Source organism: Pseudomonas sp., from assembly GCF_032058845.1.
Taxonomy (GTDB): Bacteria; Pseudomonadota; Gammaproteobacteria; order Pseudomonadales; family Pseudomonadaceae; genus Aquipseudomonas.
The window spans coordinates 1-16,346 of sequence record NZ_DAMCCR010000096.1 but is presented as its reverse complement, the minus strand read 5'-3'; the positions used below and the strand labels follow the sequence as shown (position 1 = coordinate 16,346).

Annotated in this window: 16 protein-coding genes and 1 pseudogene; 13 read left to right on the top strand and 4 right to left on the bottom strand. The window is 64.9% G+C overall.

From position 1 onward, the window contains the following. A pseudogene (locus tag RT028_RS16430) lies at positions 1 to 453 on the bottom strand (DNA alkylation response protein); the annotation flags it as partial. A gap of 154 nt (positions 454 to 607) precedes the next feature. Between RT028_RS16430 and RT028_RS16425 the strand changes: the two are divergent. From RT028_RS16425 to RT028_RS16410, 4 genes are all read left to right on the top strand, one after another. Beyond that, positions 608 to 1,405 carry a hydroxymethylpyrimidine/phosphomethylpyrimidine kinase gene (locus RT028_RS16425; protein ID WP_312936175.1) on the top strand — a complete coding sequence of 266 codons (798 nt, stop codon included), beginning with the start codon at positions 608 to 610 and terminating at the stop codon, positions 1,403 to 1,405. 11 nt (positions 1,406 to 1,416) lie between these two features. After that, the gene (gene thiE / locus RT028_RS16420) at positions 1,417 to 2,040 is read left to right on the top strand and encodes a thiamine phosphate synthase (protein WP_312936174.1); all 624 of its coding nucleotides are present in this window, start codon (positions 1,417 to 1,419) and stop codon (positions 2,038 to 2,040) included. 17 nt (positions 2,041 to 2,057) lie between these two features. Further along, entirely contained in the window at positions 2,058 to 3,341 is a 1,284-nt protein-coding gene (hemL, locus tag RT028_RS16415) for a glutamate-1-semialdehyde 2,1-aminomutase (protein ID WP_312936173.1), read from the top strand. A 141-nt stretch (positions 3,342 to 3,482) separates the two neighbouring features. Continuing rightward, a complete protein-coding gene (locus RT028_RS16410; RefSeq protein WP_312936172.1) occupies positions 3,483 to 4,028 on the top strand; it encodes a tetratricopeptide repeat protein in 546 nt (181 codons plus the stop codon). Between the two features lie 9 nt (positions 4,029 to 4,037). Here RT028_RS16410 and RT028_RS16405 read toward each other — a convergent pair whose 3' ends face one another. After that, positions 4,038 to 4,364: a DUF1820 family protein gene (locus RT028_RS16405; protein ID WP_312936171.1), complete on the bottom strand. Its 327-nt coding sequence runs from the start codon at positions 4,362 to 4,364 to the stop codon at positions 4,038 to 4,040. Between the two features lie 238 nt (positions 4,365 to 4,602). On the opposite strand from RT028_RS16405, the gene RT028_RS16400 reads away from it, so the two are divergent. Genes RT028_RS16400 through lnt form a run of 4 tightly spaced genes read left to right on the top strand, consistent with a single transcriptional unit; the run spans position 4,603 to position 8,450 of the window. After that, the gene (locus RT028_RS16400; protein ID WP_312936170.1) at positions 4,603 to 5,598 is read left to right on the top strand and encodes a PhoH family protein; all 996 of its coding nucleotides are present in this window, start codon (positions 4,603 to 4,605) and stop codon (positions 5,596 to 5,598) included. Then, positions 5,591 to 6,079: an rRNA maturation RNase YbeY gene (ybeY, locus tag RT028_RS16395; RefSeq protein ID WP_312936169.1), complete on the top strand. Its 489-nt coding sequence runs from the start codon at positions 5,591 to 5,593 to the stop codon at positions 6,077 to 6,079. The genes RT028_RS16400 and ybeY overlap by 8 nt, the downstream gene beginning before the upstream one ends. 5 nt (positions 6,080 to 6,084) lie before the next feature. Further along, on the top strand, positions 6,085 to 6,924 hold the full coding sequence (locus tag RT028_RS16390) for an HlyC/CorC family transporter (RefSeq protein WP_312936168.1): 840 nt from the start codon (positions 6,085 to 6,087) through the stop codon (positions 6,922 to 6,924). 8 nt (positions 6,925 to 6,932) lie between these two features. Continuing rightward, the gene (gene lnt / locus RT028_RS16385) at positions 6,933 to 8,450 is read left to right on the top strand and encodes an apolipoprotein N-acyltransferase (protein WP_312936167.1); all 1,518 of its coding nucleotides are present in this window, start codon (positions 6,933 to 6,935) and stop codon (positions 8,448 to 8,450) included. A 342-nt stretch (positions 8,451 to 8,792) separates the two neighbouring features. Here lnt and RT028_RS16380 read toward each other — a convergent pair whose 3' ends face one another. Beyond that, positions 8,793 to 9,554: a YdcF family protein gene (locus RT028_RS16380; protein ID WP_312936166.1), complete on the bottom strand. Its 762-nt coding sequence runs from the start codon at positions 9,552 to 9,554 to the stop codon at positions 8,793 to 8,795. Between the two features lie 133 nt (positions 9,555 to 9,687). Further along, the gene (locus tag RT028_RS16375; protein ID WP_312936165.1) at positions 9,688 to 9,999 is read right to left on the bottom strand and encodes a hypothetical protein; all 312 of its coding nucleotides are present in this window, start codon (positions 9,997 to 9,999) and stop codon (positions 9,688 to 9,690) included. 226 nt (positions 10,000 to 10,225) lie between these two features. On the opposite strand from RT028_RS16375, the gene leuS reads away from it, so the two are divergent. The 5 genes from leuS to RT028_RS16350 all read left to right on the top strand — a co-directional run bounded on the left by leuS (position 10,226) and on the right by RT028_RS16350 (position 16,213). Beyond that, the gene (gene leuS / locus RT028_RS16370; protein WP_312936164.1) at positions 10,226 to 12,832 is read left to right on the top strand and encodes a leucine--tRNA ligase; all 2,607 of its coding nucleotides are present in this window, start codon (positions 10,226 to 10,228) and stop codon (positions 12,830 to 12,832) included. Between the two features lie 60 nt (positions 12,833 to 12,892). Next, the gene (gene lptE, locus RT028_RS16365; RefSeq protein WP_312936163.1) at positions 12,893 to 13,498 is read left to right on the top strand and encodes an LPS assembly lipoprotein LptE; all 606 of its coding nucleotides are present in this window, start codon (positions 12,893 to 12,895) and stop codon (positions 13,496 to 13,498) included. A gap of 36 nt (positions 13,499 to 13,534) precedes the next feature. Next, the gene (holA, locus tag RT028_RS16360) at positions 13,535 to 14,572 is read left to right on the top strand and encodes a DNA polymerase III subunit delta (RefSeq protein WP_312936162.1); all 1,038 of its coding nucleotides are present in this window, start codon (positions 13,535 to 13,537) and stop codon (positions 14,570 to 14,572) included. An 89-nt stretch (positions 14,573 to 14,661) separates the two neighbouring features. Then, positions 14,662 to 14,826 carry an alternative ribosome rescue factor ArfA gene (gene arfA, locus RT028_RS16355; protein ID WP_312936161.1) on the top strand — a complete coding sequence of 55 codons (165 nt, stop codon included), beginning with the start codon at positions 14,662 to 14,664 and terminating at the stop codon, positions 14,824 to 14,826. Between the two features lie 70 nt (positions 14,827 to 14,896). Further along, positions 14,897 to 16,213 carry a lytic murein transglycosylase gene (locus RT028_RS16350; protein ID WP_312936160.1) on the top strand — a complete coding sequence of 439 codons (1,317 nt, stop codon included), beginning with the start codon at positions 14,897 to 14,899 and terminating at the stop codon, positions 16,211 to 16,213. The last annotated feature ends 133 nt before the right edge of the window (positions 16,214 to 16,346 follow it).

Here is a 16,346-nt window from a genome sequence, read left to right as displayed (position 1 = left end):
GGGTTGCAGGCGCAGGGCCGGCACCGCAGCGAAGGTCATGGTCAGCGGGCAGCCGCTGGCGGCCTCGGCCTGGGTGTGCAGGTAGCTCATCGCCGCGCGAGCCACGTGCGCACCCGGCTGGGGCTCGGCCCAGGGCAGCGACGGCAGACCGTGCTCGACGGCCGTGCGCATGAGCTGGTGATACGCCGGGTGAAACTCGACCAGATCGATGCGATGGCCATAACGATCGTGGCTGTGAAACTGCGGTGGGTTGGCCTCGGCCAGAAAGCCTGCGGCCATCAATGGGCCACCCGCCAGCGCGCCATAGGCATCGATACGCGCCTCAGCCCAGCCCGCGCCCATGCGCCGCGACCACTGCTGCAGGGGCAGGTCGATGCGGTACAGGTTGAGGCCGTCCAGCGGTGGGGGCTGGTTGGTGACCTCGTGGGTTTCGGCGAACTGATGCAGATTCATGGCGCGCTCCCGAACGGTAATGGCGTATGCCCTCCTGCCAGTGAAGCAGTGCCAGGGCCCGCGTCAACGGGGTGGATCGGCCTGACCTGCCCGCGTTCGCGCAATTGCTGCAGGCCGCTTCGCGCCAGGCAGTTTGGTGGTAAGCTCGCCGACCATGACTATCTACAGCTCCCGCCCTGTTGTCCTCTGTCTCTCCGGCCACGACCCCAGTGGCGGCGCCGGCCTGCAGGCAGACATCGAAGCCCTGCTGGCACAAGGTTGCCACGCAGCCCCGGCCGTGACTGCGCTGACCGTGCAGGACACCGTCAATGTGTCTGACTTCCGCGTGCTCGACCGCGAGTGGGTACTGGCCCAGGCCAATGCCGTGCTGGCCGACTCCGAGGTGGCCGCTGTCAAGCTGGGCATGCTCGGCTCGATCGCCATGGTCGACACCGTGGCCGAACTGCTCAGCGCCCACCCGCACCTGCCGCTGGTCTGCGACCCGGTGTTGCGTGCTGGCGGCGGTGGCCGCCTGGGCAAGGACGAAGTCGGTTACGCGCTGCGCGAACGTCTGCTGCCGCTGGCGTTGATCGCCACGCCGAACCTGCCCGAAGCACGCATCCTGGCCGAACTGCCCGACGGTAGCGCCGATGAATGCGCCGAAGTGCTGCTGCCGTTCTGCCGCAACCTGCTGATCACCGGCGGGCATGGCGACGAAGCGCAGATCCATAACCGCCTGTACCGCCGCGACGGCGAGCCGCTGACCTGGACGTGCGAGCGCCTGCCCGGCAGCTACCACGGTTCGGGCTGCACCCTGGCCAGCGCCCTGGCCGGTCGGCTGGCCCTGGGTGAGCAACTGCACAGCGCCGTGCCCAGTGCGCTGGATTACACCTGGCGCACCCTGCGTGACGCCGAGCAGCTCGGCCGCGGCCAGTTCGTGCCGCGCCGCTTGCCCCTGGATTTCTGTTCCTGACGAGGCCCACCATGACGTTACGTGGCCTGTATGCCATCACCGACAGCCAGCTGCTGGCCGGGCGCTTGCTGCCTTATGTAGAAGCGGCGCTCGAGGGCGGTGTGTGCCTGTTGCAGTACCGCGACAAGAGCGATGACGCCAGCCGCCGCCTGCGTGAAGCCGAGGCGCTGTTGCGCCTGTGCGAACGCTACAGTACCCAGTTGGTGATCAATGACGATGCCGAGCTGGCCGCACGCCTGGGCGTGGGTGTGCACCTGGGCCAGACCGACGGCCCGCTGAACCCGGCCCGCGCCCTGCTCGGGCGCAGTGCCATCATCGGTTCCACCTGCCACGCCAGTGTCGATCTCGCGACCCAGGCGGCCAAGGAAGGCGCCAGCTACGTTGCCTTCGGCCGCTTCTTCAATTCCGTCACCAAGCCCGGTGCACCCGCCGCCAGGCCTGAGCTGTTGAGCCAGGCCCGCGCCCGGTTGACGCTGCCCATCGCCGTGATCGGCGGCATCACCCTCGACAACGCCGCCCCGCTGGTCGCCCATGGCGCCGACCTGCTGGCGGTCATCCACGGCCTGTTCGGTGCCGACAGCGCGCAAGATGTCACCCGCCGCGCGCGCGCCTTCAACGCCCTGTTCGCTTCCTGATTCAAGAGAGTATGTCCATGTCCCGTTCCGAAGACCTGTTCGCCCAAGCCCAGAAACACATCCCCGGCGGCGTCAACTCGCCGGTGCGCGCGTTCCGCAGCGTGGGCGGCACGCCGCTGTTCTTCAAGCATGCCGAAGGCGCCTATGTGGTCGACGAAGACGACAAGCGCTATGTCGACTACGTCGGTTCCTGGGGCCCGATGATCCTCGGCCACGGCCATCCAGACGTGCTGGAGTCGGTACGCAAGCAGTTGCAGCACGGTTTGTCGTACGGCGCGCCCACGGCCATGGAAACCGAGATGGCCGATCTGGTCTGCTCGATCGTGCCGTCCATGGAAATGGTGCGTATGGTCAGCTCCGGCACCGAAGCGACCATGAGCGCCATCCGCCTGGCCCGTGGCTACACCGGCCGCGATGCGATCATCAAGTTCGAGGGCTGCTACCACGGCCACTCCGACAGCCTGCTGGTCAAAGCCGGCTCCGGCCTGCTGACCTCCGGCGTTCCCAGCTCGGCGGGCGTGCCGGCCGACTTCGCCAAGCACACCCTGACCCTGCCCTTCAACGACCTGGCCGAAGTCGAAAAGACCCTGGCCGAAGTCGGTGACAGCGTGGCCTGCATCATCGTCGAGCCGGTGGCCGGCAACATGAACTGCGTGCCGCCGGCAGCGGGCTTTCTCGAAGGCTTGCGTGAGCAGTGCGACAAGCACGGCGTGGTGCTGATCTTCGACGAAGTGATGACCGGTTTCCGTGTCTCGCTCGGCGGCGCCCAGGGCCATTACGGCATCACCCCGGACCTGTCGACCTTCGGCAAGATCGTCGGCGGCGGCATGCCGGTCGGCTGCTTCGGCGGCAAGCGCGCCATCATGGAATGCATCGCGCCACTGGGCCCGGTCTACCAGGCGGGCACCTTGTCGGGTAACCCGCTGGCCATGGCTGCCGGCCTGACCACCCTGCGCCTGATCAGCCGGCCGGGCTTCCACGCCGAACTCACCGGCTACACCAGCCGCATGCTCGACGGCCTGCAACAACGTGCCGATGCCGCGGGCATTCCTTTCGTGACCACCCAGGCGGGTGGCATGTTCGGCCTGTATTTCAGCGGCGCCGACGACATCGTCACCTTCGACGATGTGATGGCCAGCGATGCGCAGCGCTTCAAGCAGTTCTTCCACCTCATGCTCGAAGGCGGTGTGTACCTGGCGCCGAGCGCATTCGAGGCAGGCTTCACCTCGATCGCCCACGGGGATGCCGAGCTGCAAATCACCCTGGACGCCGCCGAGCGGGCGTTCGCGGCGCTCAAGTAAGCGGACTGCCAGCGTGCCGGGGCGTGCAATCGCGCCCCGGCAAGAGAATTTCGCGTAAATCTTTGTAAGGTTTGCCTCGCTTATCCCATAATGTGCCACCAGAGACATTGGCCGCAGCTTTGCAGAGGTAAGTCTATCCCCATGAACCGCACCGGCCGGACCCTGACCCTGGGGTGCCTGTTGCTTCTGACACCCCTGCTGACGCTGGCAGAGGAAGGCAACTCGTTGCTGATCCCAGCCACGGGCCGCTGCACGCTCAACACTCAGCCACAAGACCTCGAACGGGCCGTGAAAACCTGTGAACGCGTGGCTGAGACCGGGGATGCCGAAGCGCAATACGAGCTCGGTGAGTACTTCTATACACAGACACCGCCGCAACTGCCCAAGGCCCTCGACTGGTTCCAGAAAGCCTCACTGCAAGGCCATGCCCAGGCGCAATACCGGCTCGGCAGCATGTTCTTTCATGGCGAAGGGGTCGAGGCCAACCACGTTCAGGCCTATATCCTGCTGAAAATGGCCTCGGTCAACGGCGCCGAGGATGCGCTGGACATGGCCGACGAAGTCACCGAGCAAATGCCGCGCGCCGAGCTGGAACACGCCACTCAGGTGCTGGGGCAGATATTCCGCAAATACCTGCTGGAGCTGCAGAACGCCGAAGGCCGCTCGCCCTTCTCGCCACTGCCCTGATCCGCGTTCTCAGCGCTCCGGCATCGGCATCGGGAACGGCATCACGTTGCCGCTCGCCTTGGCCTCGCTGATCTTGGCGGTACCCAATCGCTCCACCTCGTCGATGCGCACGATCGACTGCAGGGGAACGAAACTGCGCACCACCCCCTCGAACTGAGCCTTGAGCTTTTCCTCACCTGGGTCGACCACCAGCTGGCTGCGCTCGCCGAAGACGATTTCCTCGATTTCCAGAAAGCCCCACAGATCACTCTGGAAGATCTGCTTGGCATACAGCTCGAAGACCTGGCCCTGATTGAGGAAGATGACTTTGTAGATGGCGGGTTCGCGCTTGCTCATGTTCGGAGGGAGGCACATGCAGGGGAAAAGGGCCGGCATCATAGCAGAGCCCGCTCGCGCCGACGCAGCGAGCAGGGGCCTGGGCGTGTCGCCAGCGCTCCGGCACAGCCCACCGAATCCCTGCCAGAGGCCGTGATTGCCTTTCGCCAACCCTTGATCGTTTCAGAGCTTTCGTCCCTGCCATTCAAGGGTTATTCTTCAACTCACATTCATTGCCGGCGAGCGGCCAAAAACCACCTTGAACGCACCCATACAACCTCATCGTTTCCTCCTCGAGCCCTTCGAGGCCCACCGTTTCGCCAACTTGTGCGGCCAGTTCGACGAGCACCTGCGTCTGATCGAACAACGCCTGGCCATCGAAATCCGCAACCGCGGCAATCAGTTCGAGCTGATTGGCGAAGCCAAAGCCACCTCCAACGCCGAACAGCTGCTGCGCCGCCTCTATCGCGAGGCCAAGGCCACTGACCTGTCCCCTGAAATCGTCCACTTGTACCTGCAGGAGTCCTCGGTGGAAAACATCGACAACCCGGCCGTGAACGAAGTGAGCGTTTCCCTGCGTACGCGCAAAGGCGCCATCCGTCCACGCGGCGTCAATCAGCAGCATTACGTGCAGAAGATCCTCGCCAACGACATCAACTTCGGCGTCGGCCCGGCCGGTACCGGCAAGACCTACCTGGCCGTGGCCTGTGCCGTGGACGCGTTGGAGCGTGAGCAAGTGCGGCGCATCCTGCTGGTGCGCCCGGCAGTCGAGGCGGGCGAGAAGCTCGGCTTCCTGCCCGGCGACCTGGCCCAGAAGATCGACCCGTACCTGCGCCCGCTGTACGACGCGCTGTACGAAATGCTCGGCTTCGAGCACGTGGCCAAGCTCATCGAGCGCCAGGTGATCGAGATTGCCCCGCTGGCCTACATGCGCGGCCGTACCCTTAATAACAGCTTCATCATTCTCGACGAGAGTCAGAACACCACCCTCGAGCAGATGAAGATGTTCCTGACCCGCATCGGCTTCGGCTCCACCGCAGTGATCACCGGCGACATCACCCAGGTCGACCTGCCCAAGGGCACCAAGTCGGGCCTGGCCCACGTGATCAACGTGCTCAAGGAGGTCGAAGGCATCAGCTTCACCCACTTCGACTCCAAAGACGTGGTGCGTCACCCGCTGGTGCAGCGCATCGTCGAGGCCTACGACCGCTTCGAAGCCGTGCAAGCCGCCGAGGCCGCCAGCAAAAATGCTTGAACTCGACCTGCAACGGGCCTCCAGCGCCGCCGCCCCCGATGACGCCGCCTTTCGCCGCTGGTGCGAACTGGCGCTGCGCCAGCGCACGGCCGACTCGGAGCTGACCATCCGCCTGGTCGATGAAGCCGAAGGCCGCGAACTGAACCACACCTGGCGGCACAAGGACTACGCGACCAACGTGCTGTCCTTCCCCGCCGATGTGCCGGACGAACTGCTCGACATCCCGCTGCTCGGCGACCTGGTGATCTGCATCCCGGTGGTCGAGCGCGAGGCGCAAGAACAAGGCAAGGCACTCGAAGCGCACTGGGCCCACCTGGTGATCCACGGCTGCCTGCACCTGCTCGGCTACGACCACATCGATGATGAAGAAGCCGAGGAAATGGAAGCCCTGGAGCGCACGCTTCTGGCGGAACTGGGCCACCCCGACCCCTACGCCGACGATGACCATTCACACACCCACCACTGTAAGGAACACGAGTAACCGCCATGAGCGAAGACCGATCGAGCAACGGGCAGAAGTCCTGGCTGGGTAAACTGACCCAGGCTTTTGCCCATGAGCCGAAAAACCGCCAGGAGCTCCTCGAGCTGCTGCGCGAAGCCCATCAGAACAAGCTGCTCGACAGCGAAGCGCTGGCCATCGTCGAAGGTGCCATTCAGGTCGCGGACCTGCAGGTGCGTGACATCATGGTGCCGCGCTCGCAGATGATCAGCATCAAGGCCTGCCAGTCACCTCGCGAGTTTCTGCCTGCGGTGATCGATGCCGCGCACTCGCGCTATCCGGTGATCGGCGAAAGCCATGACGATGTGCTCGGAGTGCTCCTGGCCAAGGACCTGCTGCCGTTGATCCTCAAGGAAAACGGCGACAGCTTCGACATCAAGCACCTGCTGCGCCAAGCGGTCTTCGTGCCCGAATCCAAGCGCCTCAACGTGCTGCTGCGCGAGTTCCGCGCCAACCACAACCACATGGCCATCGTGGTTGACGAGTACGGCGGCGTGGCCGGCCTGGTGACCATCGAAGACGTGCTGGAACAGATCGTCGGCGACATCGAAGACGAGCACGACGTCGAGGAAGACAGCTACATCAAGCCGTTGCCCAATGGCGACTTCCTGGTGAAAGCGCTGACCCCGATCGACAATTTCAACGAGTTCTTCGACGGCACGTTCTCCACCGAGGACTTCAACACCGTGGGTGGTTTGGTAATGACGGCCTTCGGCCACCTGCCCAAGCGCAACGAGACCACGGAAATCGGCACCTGGCGGTTCCGTATCCTCAATGCCGACAGCCGACGCATTCACCTGCTGCGCCTGACCCCGATCAACCGTTAAGGACTCCCATGCGCTGGATCACCCGCCCCGGCTGGCCCGGTAACCTGCTGGCCGTGGCGGCCGGCGCCTCGACACTCCTGGCGCTGGCGCCGTTCGACCTCTGGCCGCTGGTGCTGCTGTCGATTGCCCTGTTCTATGCTGGCCTGCGTGAGCTGAATCCGCGCCGGGCCTTTGCCCGTGGCTGGTGCTTCGGCTTCGGCCTGTATGGCGCCGGCACCAGCTGGATCTACGTCAGCATGACCACCTACGGTGGCGCTTCGCCGTTGCTGGCGGTGTTGCTGCTCGTCGCGTTCTTCGCCGGCGTCGGCCTGTTCTTTGCCCTGCCTGCCTGGGTGTGGGCGCGCTGGCTGCGCCGCAGTGACGCGCCATTGGCCGACGCGCTGGGCTTTGCCGCGCTGTGGTTGTTGCAGGAAGCCTTCCGCGGCTGGTTCCTCACCGGATTCCCTTGGCTCTACGCCGGGTACAGCCAACTCGCCGGCCCCCTGGCCGGGCTCGCGCCGCTGGGCGGCGTGTGGCTGATTTCGTTCGTGTTGGCGCTGAGCGCGGCACTGCTGTGCAACCTGCATCGCCTGCGCGCACGGCCTTCATTGCTGGTGATGGCCGTGGTGCTGCTGATCGCGCCGTGGATAGCCGGTCTGACCCTGAAGAACCATGCCTGGACCCGCGCGGCGGGCGATCCGCTGACGGTGGCGGCGATTCAGGGCAACGTCGAGCAGGACCTCAAGTGGGACCCGGCGCACATCAATGCCCAGCTGGCGCTGTACCGCGACCTGAGCTTGAACGCCAAGCCGGTTGACCTCCTGGTCTGGCCGGAAACCGCGGTGCCGATCCTCAAGGATCAGGCCCAGGGTTACCTCGACATGATGGGACGTTTTGCCAGTGATCGGCAGACGGCGCTGATTACCGGCGTGCCGGTCCGTGAAGAAGTCCGCGGGCAGCGCCGCTACTACAACGGCGTGACGGTCACCGGCGAAGGTGACGGCACCTACCTCAAGCAGAAGCTCGTTCCTTTCGGGGAATATGTGCCGCTGCAGGACATGCTGCGCGGCGCCATCGAGTTCTTCAATCTGCCGATGTCCGATTTCGCCCGTGGGCCGCAAGACCAGGCGTTGCTTCAGGCCAAGGGCTATCAGATCGCGCCGTACATCTGCTACGAGGTGGTGTATCCCGAATTTGCAGCCGGCCTCGCCGCGCGTAGCGACCTGCTCCTGACGATCAGCAACGACACCTGGTTCGGCACCTCCATCGGCCCGCTGCAGCACCTGCAGATGGCGCAGATGCGCGCGCTGGAAGCCGGGCGCTGGATGATTCGGGCGACCAACAACGGCGTCACGGCATTGATCGATCCACAGGGCCGCATCACCGCGCAGGTGCCGCAGTTCGAACAAGCGGTGCTGTACGGCACGGTCGTGCCGATGCAGCAGCTGACGCCGTACCTGCAATGGCGCTCGTGGCCGCTGATCGTGGTCTGCACCCTGCTGCTCGGCTGGGCGCTGCTGGGACGGCGGCGGACGCGCACCCCGTAAGAGCGCGCGGCGCCTGTAGGAGCGCCTGTAGGAGCGACTTTAGTCGCGATGGCCGGCAAAGCCGGCCTGATCCAGGCGCTGCGATTCAGCAGAGGAACCGAGGTTGCAGCCTTAGGCCGGCTGCACCGGCCATCGCGGCTGACCGGAGCGCCGGGCCGGCCGCTCCTACAGGGGTCACGGTCAACCGGAAGCATCGCTCCAGCAACAAAATGCTATCGCTGTAAGCGCGGCCGGTCCGGTGCTCCGGTCAGCCGCCACGACCGGCGCAGCCGGCCTGATCCAGGCGCCGCGAAATCCCTGCCTGAGGCGGCTACCGCCTTGCAACCATGACCCACCCGCCCATCAATACACCACCCGATACGCCAACAACCCCAGCGCCTCGTTCAACAACTGGGCGTTGTGCCACATCGCTCGGCTTTCCGGCAGCAGACCGGCGAAGGGCCGGCCATGGGCGCCACCGAGAAAGGCCATTGGCGCGGGAGTGACGGTGAAGCCGGCTTGCTCGAAGCTCCAGCGCGCGCGGGGCATGTGCCAGGCCTGCGTGACCAGCACCACACGGCGCTTGCCCAGAGGTTGCAGGATCCTGGCGCTGAGCTGGGCGTTTTCCCACGTGGTATGGCTGTCGCGTTCCTGCCAGGTCACCGGCACGCCGAAATCGGCCTGCAGGTACGTCGCCATCAGTTCGGCTTCGCTGGGCGGCTCGCCGTAATGCAGCCCGCCACTGGTCAGCACCGGCAGGCCGCTGGCCTTGGCCAAGGTGGCAGCGAAGCGCATGCGCTGCAAGGCCAGCAGGCTGGGCTGATCGGCCCCGCCCCACGCTGGATCACCGCGCTCGCGCCCAGCCCCCAGGACCACGATGGCATCCGCCTGCTGCGCCAGCTGTGGCCAGGCCTGCACGGCAAGCGCGGGCTCGCGCTCCAGCAAACGTGCGCCCTGCTCCATCACCAGCGGCAGGCTCATCAGCCACAGCCCGCCTACACCGGCCACGAAACACAGGGCAGAAAGCCTGGGAAAGCGCGCACTCAGCCACCAACCTGCCAGCAGCAAGAGAATCAGCAGGCCGGGCGGCAGCAACCATTGCTTGATGAAGAACCTGAGGGGCATGGCGCATACCTGTAGAAGAGGCATGCAGACTAAGAGGATCGGCGCCGGGCCTCAAGGGCTGCGGACGCCGATCAAATCGAGTGTGTGTAATGAAAATCCGGAACAGGGCATCAGCGCCCTTGCAAGTCAGTACTTACCTGGAGGACCGCGCGTGCGAGTCAGCCGCCTTTGCAGGTTGCTTGCGATCTTTCAGCCAGATGATCCTGGCCGATGTCCTGGGTTGCGGGTCGATGCCGGCTTGCGCCAGACGCCCAGGTGCCTGAGTGGCCAGCCAAGCCTTGATGACTGCGAATTCGGCGGGGCTCAGGCCACGCAATTCCAGCTCGACAGGCAACTCGTCGCGCAATTTGACAGCAGTCCTGGCCGTTTCAAGGGCCAACCCGACACGGTCGATCAGACGCTCGTATACCTCAGGTTGCGTTTTGGTCAGCTGCGACTCTCCCATTCATTCACCTCATTGAAGATAACGATATCTCCCCCAGCCCTGAGCTTAGCGGCACTCGCCAAAGCAGCCGGCCGCCGCGACCAACGGCCCTCGGCGTAGATTGGTTAGCCACCGGCGGCGGCGCTCATGTATGCTACGGCGTTCACTTTACCGACGCCGGAATGCCGGACGCAGCGAGCTCGCGCTGCCTGGAACAGGGTCTTTTCTCTCTCAGCAAAAAGTAGCCATGCACGAACAATACACGCCCCGTGATATCGAAGCCGCCGCCCAGTCTTTCTGGGACGCGCAACAGTCGTTCGCCGTCAATGAACAGCCAGGCAAAGACACCTACTACTGCCTATCGATGTTCCCGTACCCGAGCGGCAAGCTACACATGGGGCACGTGCGCAACTACACCATCGGCGATGTGATCGCACGCTACCAGCGCATGCTCGGCAAGAACGTCCTGCAGCCCATGGGCTGGGATGCCTTCGGCATGCCGGCGGAAAACGCGGCGATGAAGAACAACGTCGCGCCGGCCAAGTGGACGTACGAAAACATCGACTACATGAAGACCCAGCTCAAGAGCCTGGGCCTTGCCATCGACTGGTCCCGTGAAGTCACCACCTGCAAGCCCGACTACTACCGTTGGGAGCAGTGGCTGTTCACCCGCCTGTTCGAAAAGGGCGTGATCTACCGCAAGAACGGCACGGTGAACTGGGACCCGGCCGACCAGACCGTGCTGGCCAACGAGCAGGTCATCGACGGTCGCGGCTGGCGTTCGGGCGCGCTGATCGAAAAGCGCGAAATCCCCATGTACTACTTCCGCATCACCGACTACGCCGACGAGCTGCTGGAAAGCCTCGACGAGTTGCCGGGTTGGCCTGAACAGGTCAAGACCATGCAGCGCAACTGGATCGGCAAGTCGCGCGGCATGGAAGTGCAGTTCCCCTACGACGTGGCCAGCATCGGCCACACCGGCACGCTGAAAGTCTTCACCACCCGCCCTGACACCCTGATGGGCGCCACCTACGTGGCCGTGGCCGCCGAGCACCCGCTGGCCACCCAGGCTGCCCAGGGCAACCCGGCGCTGCAGGCGTTCATCGACGAATGCAAAGGCGGCAGCGTGGCCGAGGCCGACATGGCCACCCAGGAAAAGAAAGGCCTGGCGACTTCGTTGTTCGTCGAGCACCCCTTGACCGGCGAGAAGCTGCCGGTGTGGGTCGCCAACTACGTCCTGATGCATTACGGCGACGGCGCCGTCATGGCCGTGCCAGCCCACGACGAGCGTGACTTCGAGTTCGCGCAGAAGTACTCGCTGCCGATCAAGGCCGTGGTGCGCACCAGCGCGGGTGACGAGGTCGGTAGCAACTGGGAAGCCGCCTACGGCGAGCACGGCACCCTGATCAACTCCGGCGCTTTCGACGGCCTCGACTTCGCGGGCGCCTTCGACGCCATCGAAGCGGCCTTGATCGGCAACGACCTGGGCAAATCGCGTACCCAGTTCCGCCTGCGCGACTGGGGCATCAGCCGTCAGCGCTACTGGGGCTGCCCGATCCCGATCATCCACTGCCCCCAGTGCGGCGACGTGCCGGTGCCGGAAGATCAGTTGCCTGTCACCCTGCCGGAAAACGTCGTACCCGATGGTGCCGGCTCGCCGCTGGCGCGCATGCCCGAGTTCTACGAATGCACCTGCCCGACCTGCGACAGCCCGGCCAAGCGTGAAACCGACACCATGGACACCTTCGTGGAGTCGTCCTGGTACTTCGCCCGTTACGCCTCGCCTCACTACGAAGGCGGCATGGTCGACCCGAAAGCGGCCAACCACTGGCTGCCGGTGGATCAATACATCGGCGGTATCGAACACGCGATCCTGCACCTGCTGTACGCGCGTTTCTTCCACAAGCTGATGCGCGACGAAGGCCTGGTCACCTCGAACGAGCCGTTCAAGAACCTGCTGACCCAGGGCATGGTCGTCGCCGAAACCTACTACCGCGTGGCCAGCAATGGCGGCAAGGACTGGTTCAACCCGGCTGATGTCGAAATCGAGCGTGATGCCAAGGCCAAGATCATTGGCGCACGCCTGAAAACCGATGGCCAGCCGGTGGAAATCGGCGGCACCGAGAAGATGTCGAAGTCGAAGAACAACGGCGTCGATCCACAGTCGATGATCGACGTCTACGGCGCCGACACCTGCCGACTGTTCATGATGTTCGCCTCGCCGCCCGACCAGAGCCTGGAGTGGTCCGACTCCGGCGTCGAGGGCGCCAGTCGCTTCCTGCGCCGCGTCTGGCGCCTGGCCCAGGCACACGTGGCGCAAGGTGCTGCCGGTTCGCTTGAGGTGAGCACGCTGGATGACGCGCAGAAAGTCGTCCGCCGCGCCATTCACTCGGCCATCCGCCAGGCGAGCATCGATGTGGGTCAGTTCCACAAGTTCAACACCGCCATCGCCCAGGTGATGACACTGATGAACGTGCTGGAAAAAGCTCCGCAAGCCACCGCCCAGGATCGCGCCCTGTTGCAGGAAGGCCTGGAAGCCGTCAGCTTGCTGCTGGCACCGATCACGCCGCACATCTCCCACGCACTGTGGAATCATCTCGGCCATGCAGGTGCGGTGATCGACGCTGCCTGGCCTGTGGTGGATGAGGCTGCGCTGGTGCAGGACAGCATCGTGCTGGTGGTGCAGGTCAATGGCAAACTGCGCGGCCAGGTGGAAATGCCTGCGGCCGCCAGCCGCGAAGAGGTCGAGGCTGCCGCACGCAGCAATGAAAACGTTCTGCGCTTCATCGATGGCCTGGCGATCCGCAAGGTCATCGTGGTACCAGGCAAGCTGGTCAACATCGTCGCCAACTGATGGCAACGCCTGCTCGACACGGTGCGAGCAGGCGGAATCGGCCCACAAGGGAGCTACAACATGATCAAACGCAATCTGCTGGTGATGGGCCTGGCCGTCATGCTCAGCGCCTGCGGTTTCCAGCTGCGCGGCACGGGCACCAACGAACTGAGCCTCAAGGAACTGGACGTCACTGCCCGCAATGCCTATGGCGATACCGTCAAGCAACTGCGCAGCTCGCTGGAAAACAGCGGAGTGAAGCTCTACAGCGGCGCGCCGTACCACCTGGTGCTCACCAACGAGCAGGAGTCCCAGCGTGCAGCCACCTACACCGGCGGCACGCGCTCGGCCGAGTACGAGCTGACTACCGTCGTCAATTACCAGGTGCAAGGCCTGAACAAGGCCGTGCTGCTGGATGACAAACTGGAAGTGCGCAAGGTGTATGTCCGTGACGGCAACAACGTCACCGGGTCCAGCCAGGAAGCCAAACGCGTGCGCGATGAAATGCGTAACGATCTGGTGCAAGGCCTGATGGTGCGCCTGCAGCAGCTCACCCCAGCGCGCCTGGACGAACTGCAGCTCAAGGCTGACCAACGCGCCAAGGCCGAAGCCGATGCGCTCGAAGCAGCCCGCCGCGCGCAAGACGCCACGCCCCAGCAATCGCCGATGCAAATCCCGGCCAACTAAGGCCGAACGGGGCACACCAGTGCCCCGCCCTTGCCCATGAAGCTCGCCCCCGCCCAACTCAACAAGCACCTGCAAGGCAACCTGGCACCGGTCTACATCGTCAGTGGCGATGACCCGCTGCTGTGCCAGGAAGCCGCCGATGCCATCCGCGCCGCCGCGCGCAAGCAGGGCTTCGATGAACGCCAGGTGTTCAGCGCCGACGCCAACTTCGACTGGGGCACCTTGCTCCAGGCTGGCGCCAGCCTGTCGCTGTTCGCCCAGCGTCGCCTGCTGGAGCTGCGCCTGCCCTCGGGCAAGCCTGGCGACAAGGGCGGCGCGGCGCTGATCGAGTACTGCGCCCGGCCCGCCGAAGACACCGTGCTGTTGATCAGCCTGCCCAAGCTCGATGCCAGCGCCCAGCGGAGCAAATGGGGCAAGGCGCTGATCGAGGGCGGGCAGTGCCAGTTCATCCAGATCTGGCCGGTCGATGCCCATCAATTGCCCAACTGGATCAACCAGCGCCTGGCCCAGGCGGGGCTCAGTGCCCAGCGCGAGGCCGTCGACCTGATCGCCTCGCGGGTCGAAGGCAACCTGCTCGCCGCCGCCCAGGAAATCGAGAAGCTCAAGCTGCTGGCCGAGGGTAGCCAGGTCACCCTCGAGACCGTCCAGGCAGCGGTGGCTGACAGCGCGCGATTCGACGTATTCGGCCTGGTCGATGCCATTCTGGCCGGCGATGCCGGGCATGCGCTGCGCATTCTGGAAGGCCTGCGCGGCGAAGGCGTCGAGCCACCGGTGATCCTCTGGGCGCTGGCCCGGGAGTTGCGGGCCCTGGCCGGGCTGGCTCAGCAGTTCAGCCAGGGCGTACCCCTGGACAAGGCCTTCAGCCAGGCCAAGCCGCCGATCTGGGATAAACGCCGACCGCTGGTGAGCAAAGCGTTACAAAGGCTTTCTGCGCAACGCTGGGCGCAGTTGCTGCAGGACGCTCAGCGCATCGATGCACAGATCAAGGGCCAGGCCGAAGGCTCGGCGTGGATCGGCCTGAGCCGGCTGGTGCTGTTGATGGCCGGCCAGCGCCTGGCGCTGCCGGCACAGTGACGCTGCACCGCGATCGAGACATTCAATTGGCCCCGGCTGCCCTGCAGCCCTACACTGCGCGCTACCTCCAACCCGCGCAGGACATCGCCATGAGCAAACGGCCTGAAAAGCCCGGCCCCAACAAAGCCAAATCCATCGTCGCCCAGCCGCTGTTCCGGTGTCGTCAGGAACGCCCGAGCAAGGGCAAAGGCAGCTACCAACGCGAAGCCTTCCAGTCGAGAGATTGGGAGGCTTCTTCCGTTCTGGCTGCATGAAGGCGCGCAAGGCAAGAAGTGCGCAGGCATGATATGGTCGTCGCCTGACCTGTAATCCCTGGATCTGTGCATGCTCCCCAGTCTTTTCCCCCGCTGGCAACCTCGCCAATTGATCGCAGCATCCAGCCTCATCCTGCTGGTCGCCTGCGCGGAAAAACCCACCGCAGCCGACGCCGTGCCATTACCGCCCGCGCAACCGGCACCGGCCGTAGCGCTGCCCAGCGCCAGCGCTGACACCAGCAGCGAAATCCAGCCCTTGCAAACCTTCGCCCAGTGGCAGGCAGGCTTCCGTCAGCAGGCGCTGCAGGCCGGCATCGACGCCAGTGTCTTCGACCGCGCCTTTCTCGGCGTCACGCCTGACATGGACGTGATCAAGGCCGACCGCAGCCAGCCCGAATTCAGCCGCCCGGTGTGGGAGTACCTCGATGGCGCGCTGTCGCCGCTGCGCGTGCGCAACGGCAAGCGCCTGCTGGAACAGAATGCCGAGCTGCTGGCACGTCTTGAGCAACGCTACGGTGTCGATCGCCAGGTGCTGGTGTCGGTGTGGGGCATGGAAAGCAATTTCGGCCAGTTCCAGGGCAGCAAATCAGTGATTCGTTCCCTGGCGACCTTGGCTTATGAAGGTCGCCGCCCACAGTTCGCCCAGGACCAGCTGATCGCGGCGCTGCAGATTCTGCAAGACGGCGACATCCAGCCAGACGCCATGCGCGGCTCCTGGGCCGGCGCCATGGGCCAGACCCAGTTCATCCCTACCACCTACGCCACGCACGCGGTCGACTTCGACGGCGATGGCCGCCGCGATATCTGGAACAGTACGCCAGACGCCCTGGCATCCACCGCGCACTACCTGCAAAGCTCGGGCTGGAAGCGCGGCCAACCCTGGGGCTTCGAGGTCCAGGTGCCGGCAGGCTTCGACTATTGGCAGGCCGATGGCAGCCAGCGCAAACCGGTCAGTGAATGGTTGCAGATGGGCGTGACGCTGCCGGCCGGTACTCAACTGCCCGCAGGCAGCAACGAACTGTCCGCCGCCCTGCTGTTGCCCGCCGGTGCGCGTGGCCCCGCCTTCCTGGTGCTGGACAACTTCCGCGCGATCCTCAAGTACAACAATTCGTCGTCCTACGCGTTGGCCGTCAGCCTGTTGGGTGATCGCTTCTCAGGCTGGGGGTTCATTGCCGGCAGTTGGCCGAAAGATGATCAGCCACTGAGCCGCAGCGAGCGTGTCGAATTGCAGAACCTGCTCAATGCCAATGGGCATCCGGCCGGTAATGCCGATGGCATCATTGGCGCCAATACGCGCAAGGCGATCCGCACGGCGCAGCAGGGCTTTGGCTGGCCGGCTGATGGGTATCCGACACACAAGCTGCTGGACAGCCTGCGCGGGCAATGATCCCGGCCTGACGAGTGGGAGCGCTCAGGTCCGCTTGCATCATGATGCCGCTATTGGGCCTGCTATGCAGGCCAGCGCGGCTAACCGGAGCGCCGGACCGGCCGCTCCAGGGGACTGTGGGGGCGGCCGGTCC

Excerpts from the sequence above, each read along its gene's own strand:
- arfA (WP_312936161.1), top strand. The coding sequence starts at position 14,662 with ATGAGCAAACGGCCTGAAAAGCCCGGCCCCAACAAAGCCAAATCCATC.
- hemL (WP_312936173.1), top strand. The coding sequence starts at position 2,058 with ATGTCCCGTTCCGAAGACCTGTTCGCCCAAGCCCAGAAACACATCCCC.
- leuS (WP_312936164.1), top strand. The coding sequence starts at position 10,226 with ATGCACGAACAATACACGCCCCGTGATATCGAAGCCGCCGCCCAGTCT.
- lptE (WP_312936163.1), top strand. The coding sequence starts at position 12,893 with ATGATCAAACGCAATCTGCTGGTGATGGGCCTGGCCGTCATGCTCAGC.
- thiE (WP_312936174.1), top strand. The coding sequence starts at position 1,417 with ATGACGTTACGTGGCCTGTATGCCATCACCGACAGCCAGCTGCTGGCC.
- RT028_RS16410 (WP_312936172.1), top strand. The coding sequence starts at position 3,483 with ATGAACCGCACCGGCCGGACCCTGACCCTGGGGTGCCTGTTGCTTCTG.
- RT028_RS16350 (WP_312936160.1), top strand. The coding sequence starts at position 14,897 with ATGCTCCCCAGTCTTTTCCCCCGCTGGCAACCTCGCCAATTGATCGCA.
- RT028_RS16380 (WP_312936166.1), bottom strand. The coding sequence starts at position 9,554 with ATGCCCCTCAGGTTCTTCATCAAGCAATGGTTGCTGCCGCCCGGCCTG.
- ybeY (WP_312936169.1), top strand. The coding sequence starts at position 5,591 with ATGCTTGAACTCGACCTGCAACGGGCCTCCAGCGCCGCCGCCCCCGAT.
- RT028_RS16390 (WP_312936168.1), top strand. The coding sequence starts at position 6,085 with ATGAGCGAAGACCGATCGAGCAACGGGCAGAAGTCCTGGCTGGGTAAA.
- holA (WP_312936162.1), top strand. The coding sequence starts at position 13,535 with ATGAAGCTCGCCCCCGCCCAACTCAACAAGCACCTGCAAGGCAACCTG.
- lnt (WP_312936167.1), top strand. The coding sequence starts at position 6,933 with ATGCGCTGGATCACCCGCCCCGGCTGGCCCGGTAACCTGCTGGCCGTG.
- RT028_RS16425 (WP_312936175.1), top strand. The coding sequence starts at position 608 with ATGACTATCTACAGCTCCCGCCCTGTTGTCCTCTGTCTCTCCGGCCAC.
- RT028_RS16375 (WP_312936165.1), bottom strand. The coding sequence starts at position 9,999 with ATGGGAGAGTCGCAGCTGACCAAAACGCAACCTGAGGTATACGAGCGT.
- RT028_RS16405 (WP_312936171.1), bottom strand. The coding sequence starts at position 4,364 with ATGAGCAAGCGCGAACCCGCCATCTACAAAGTCATCTTCCTCAATCAG.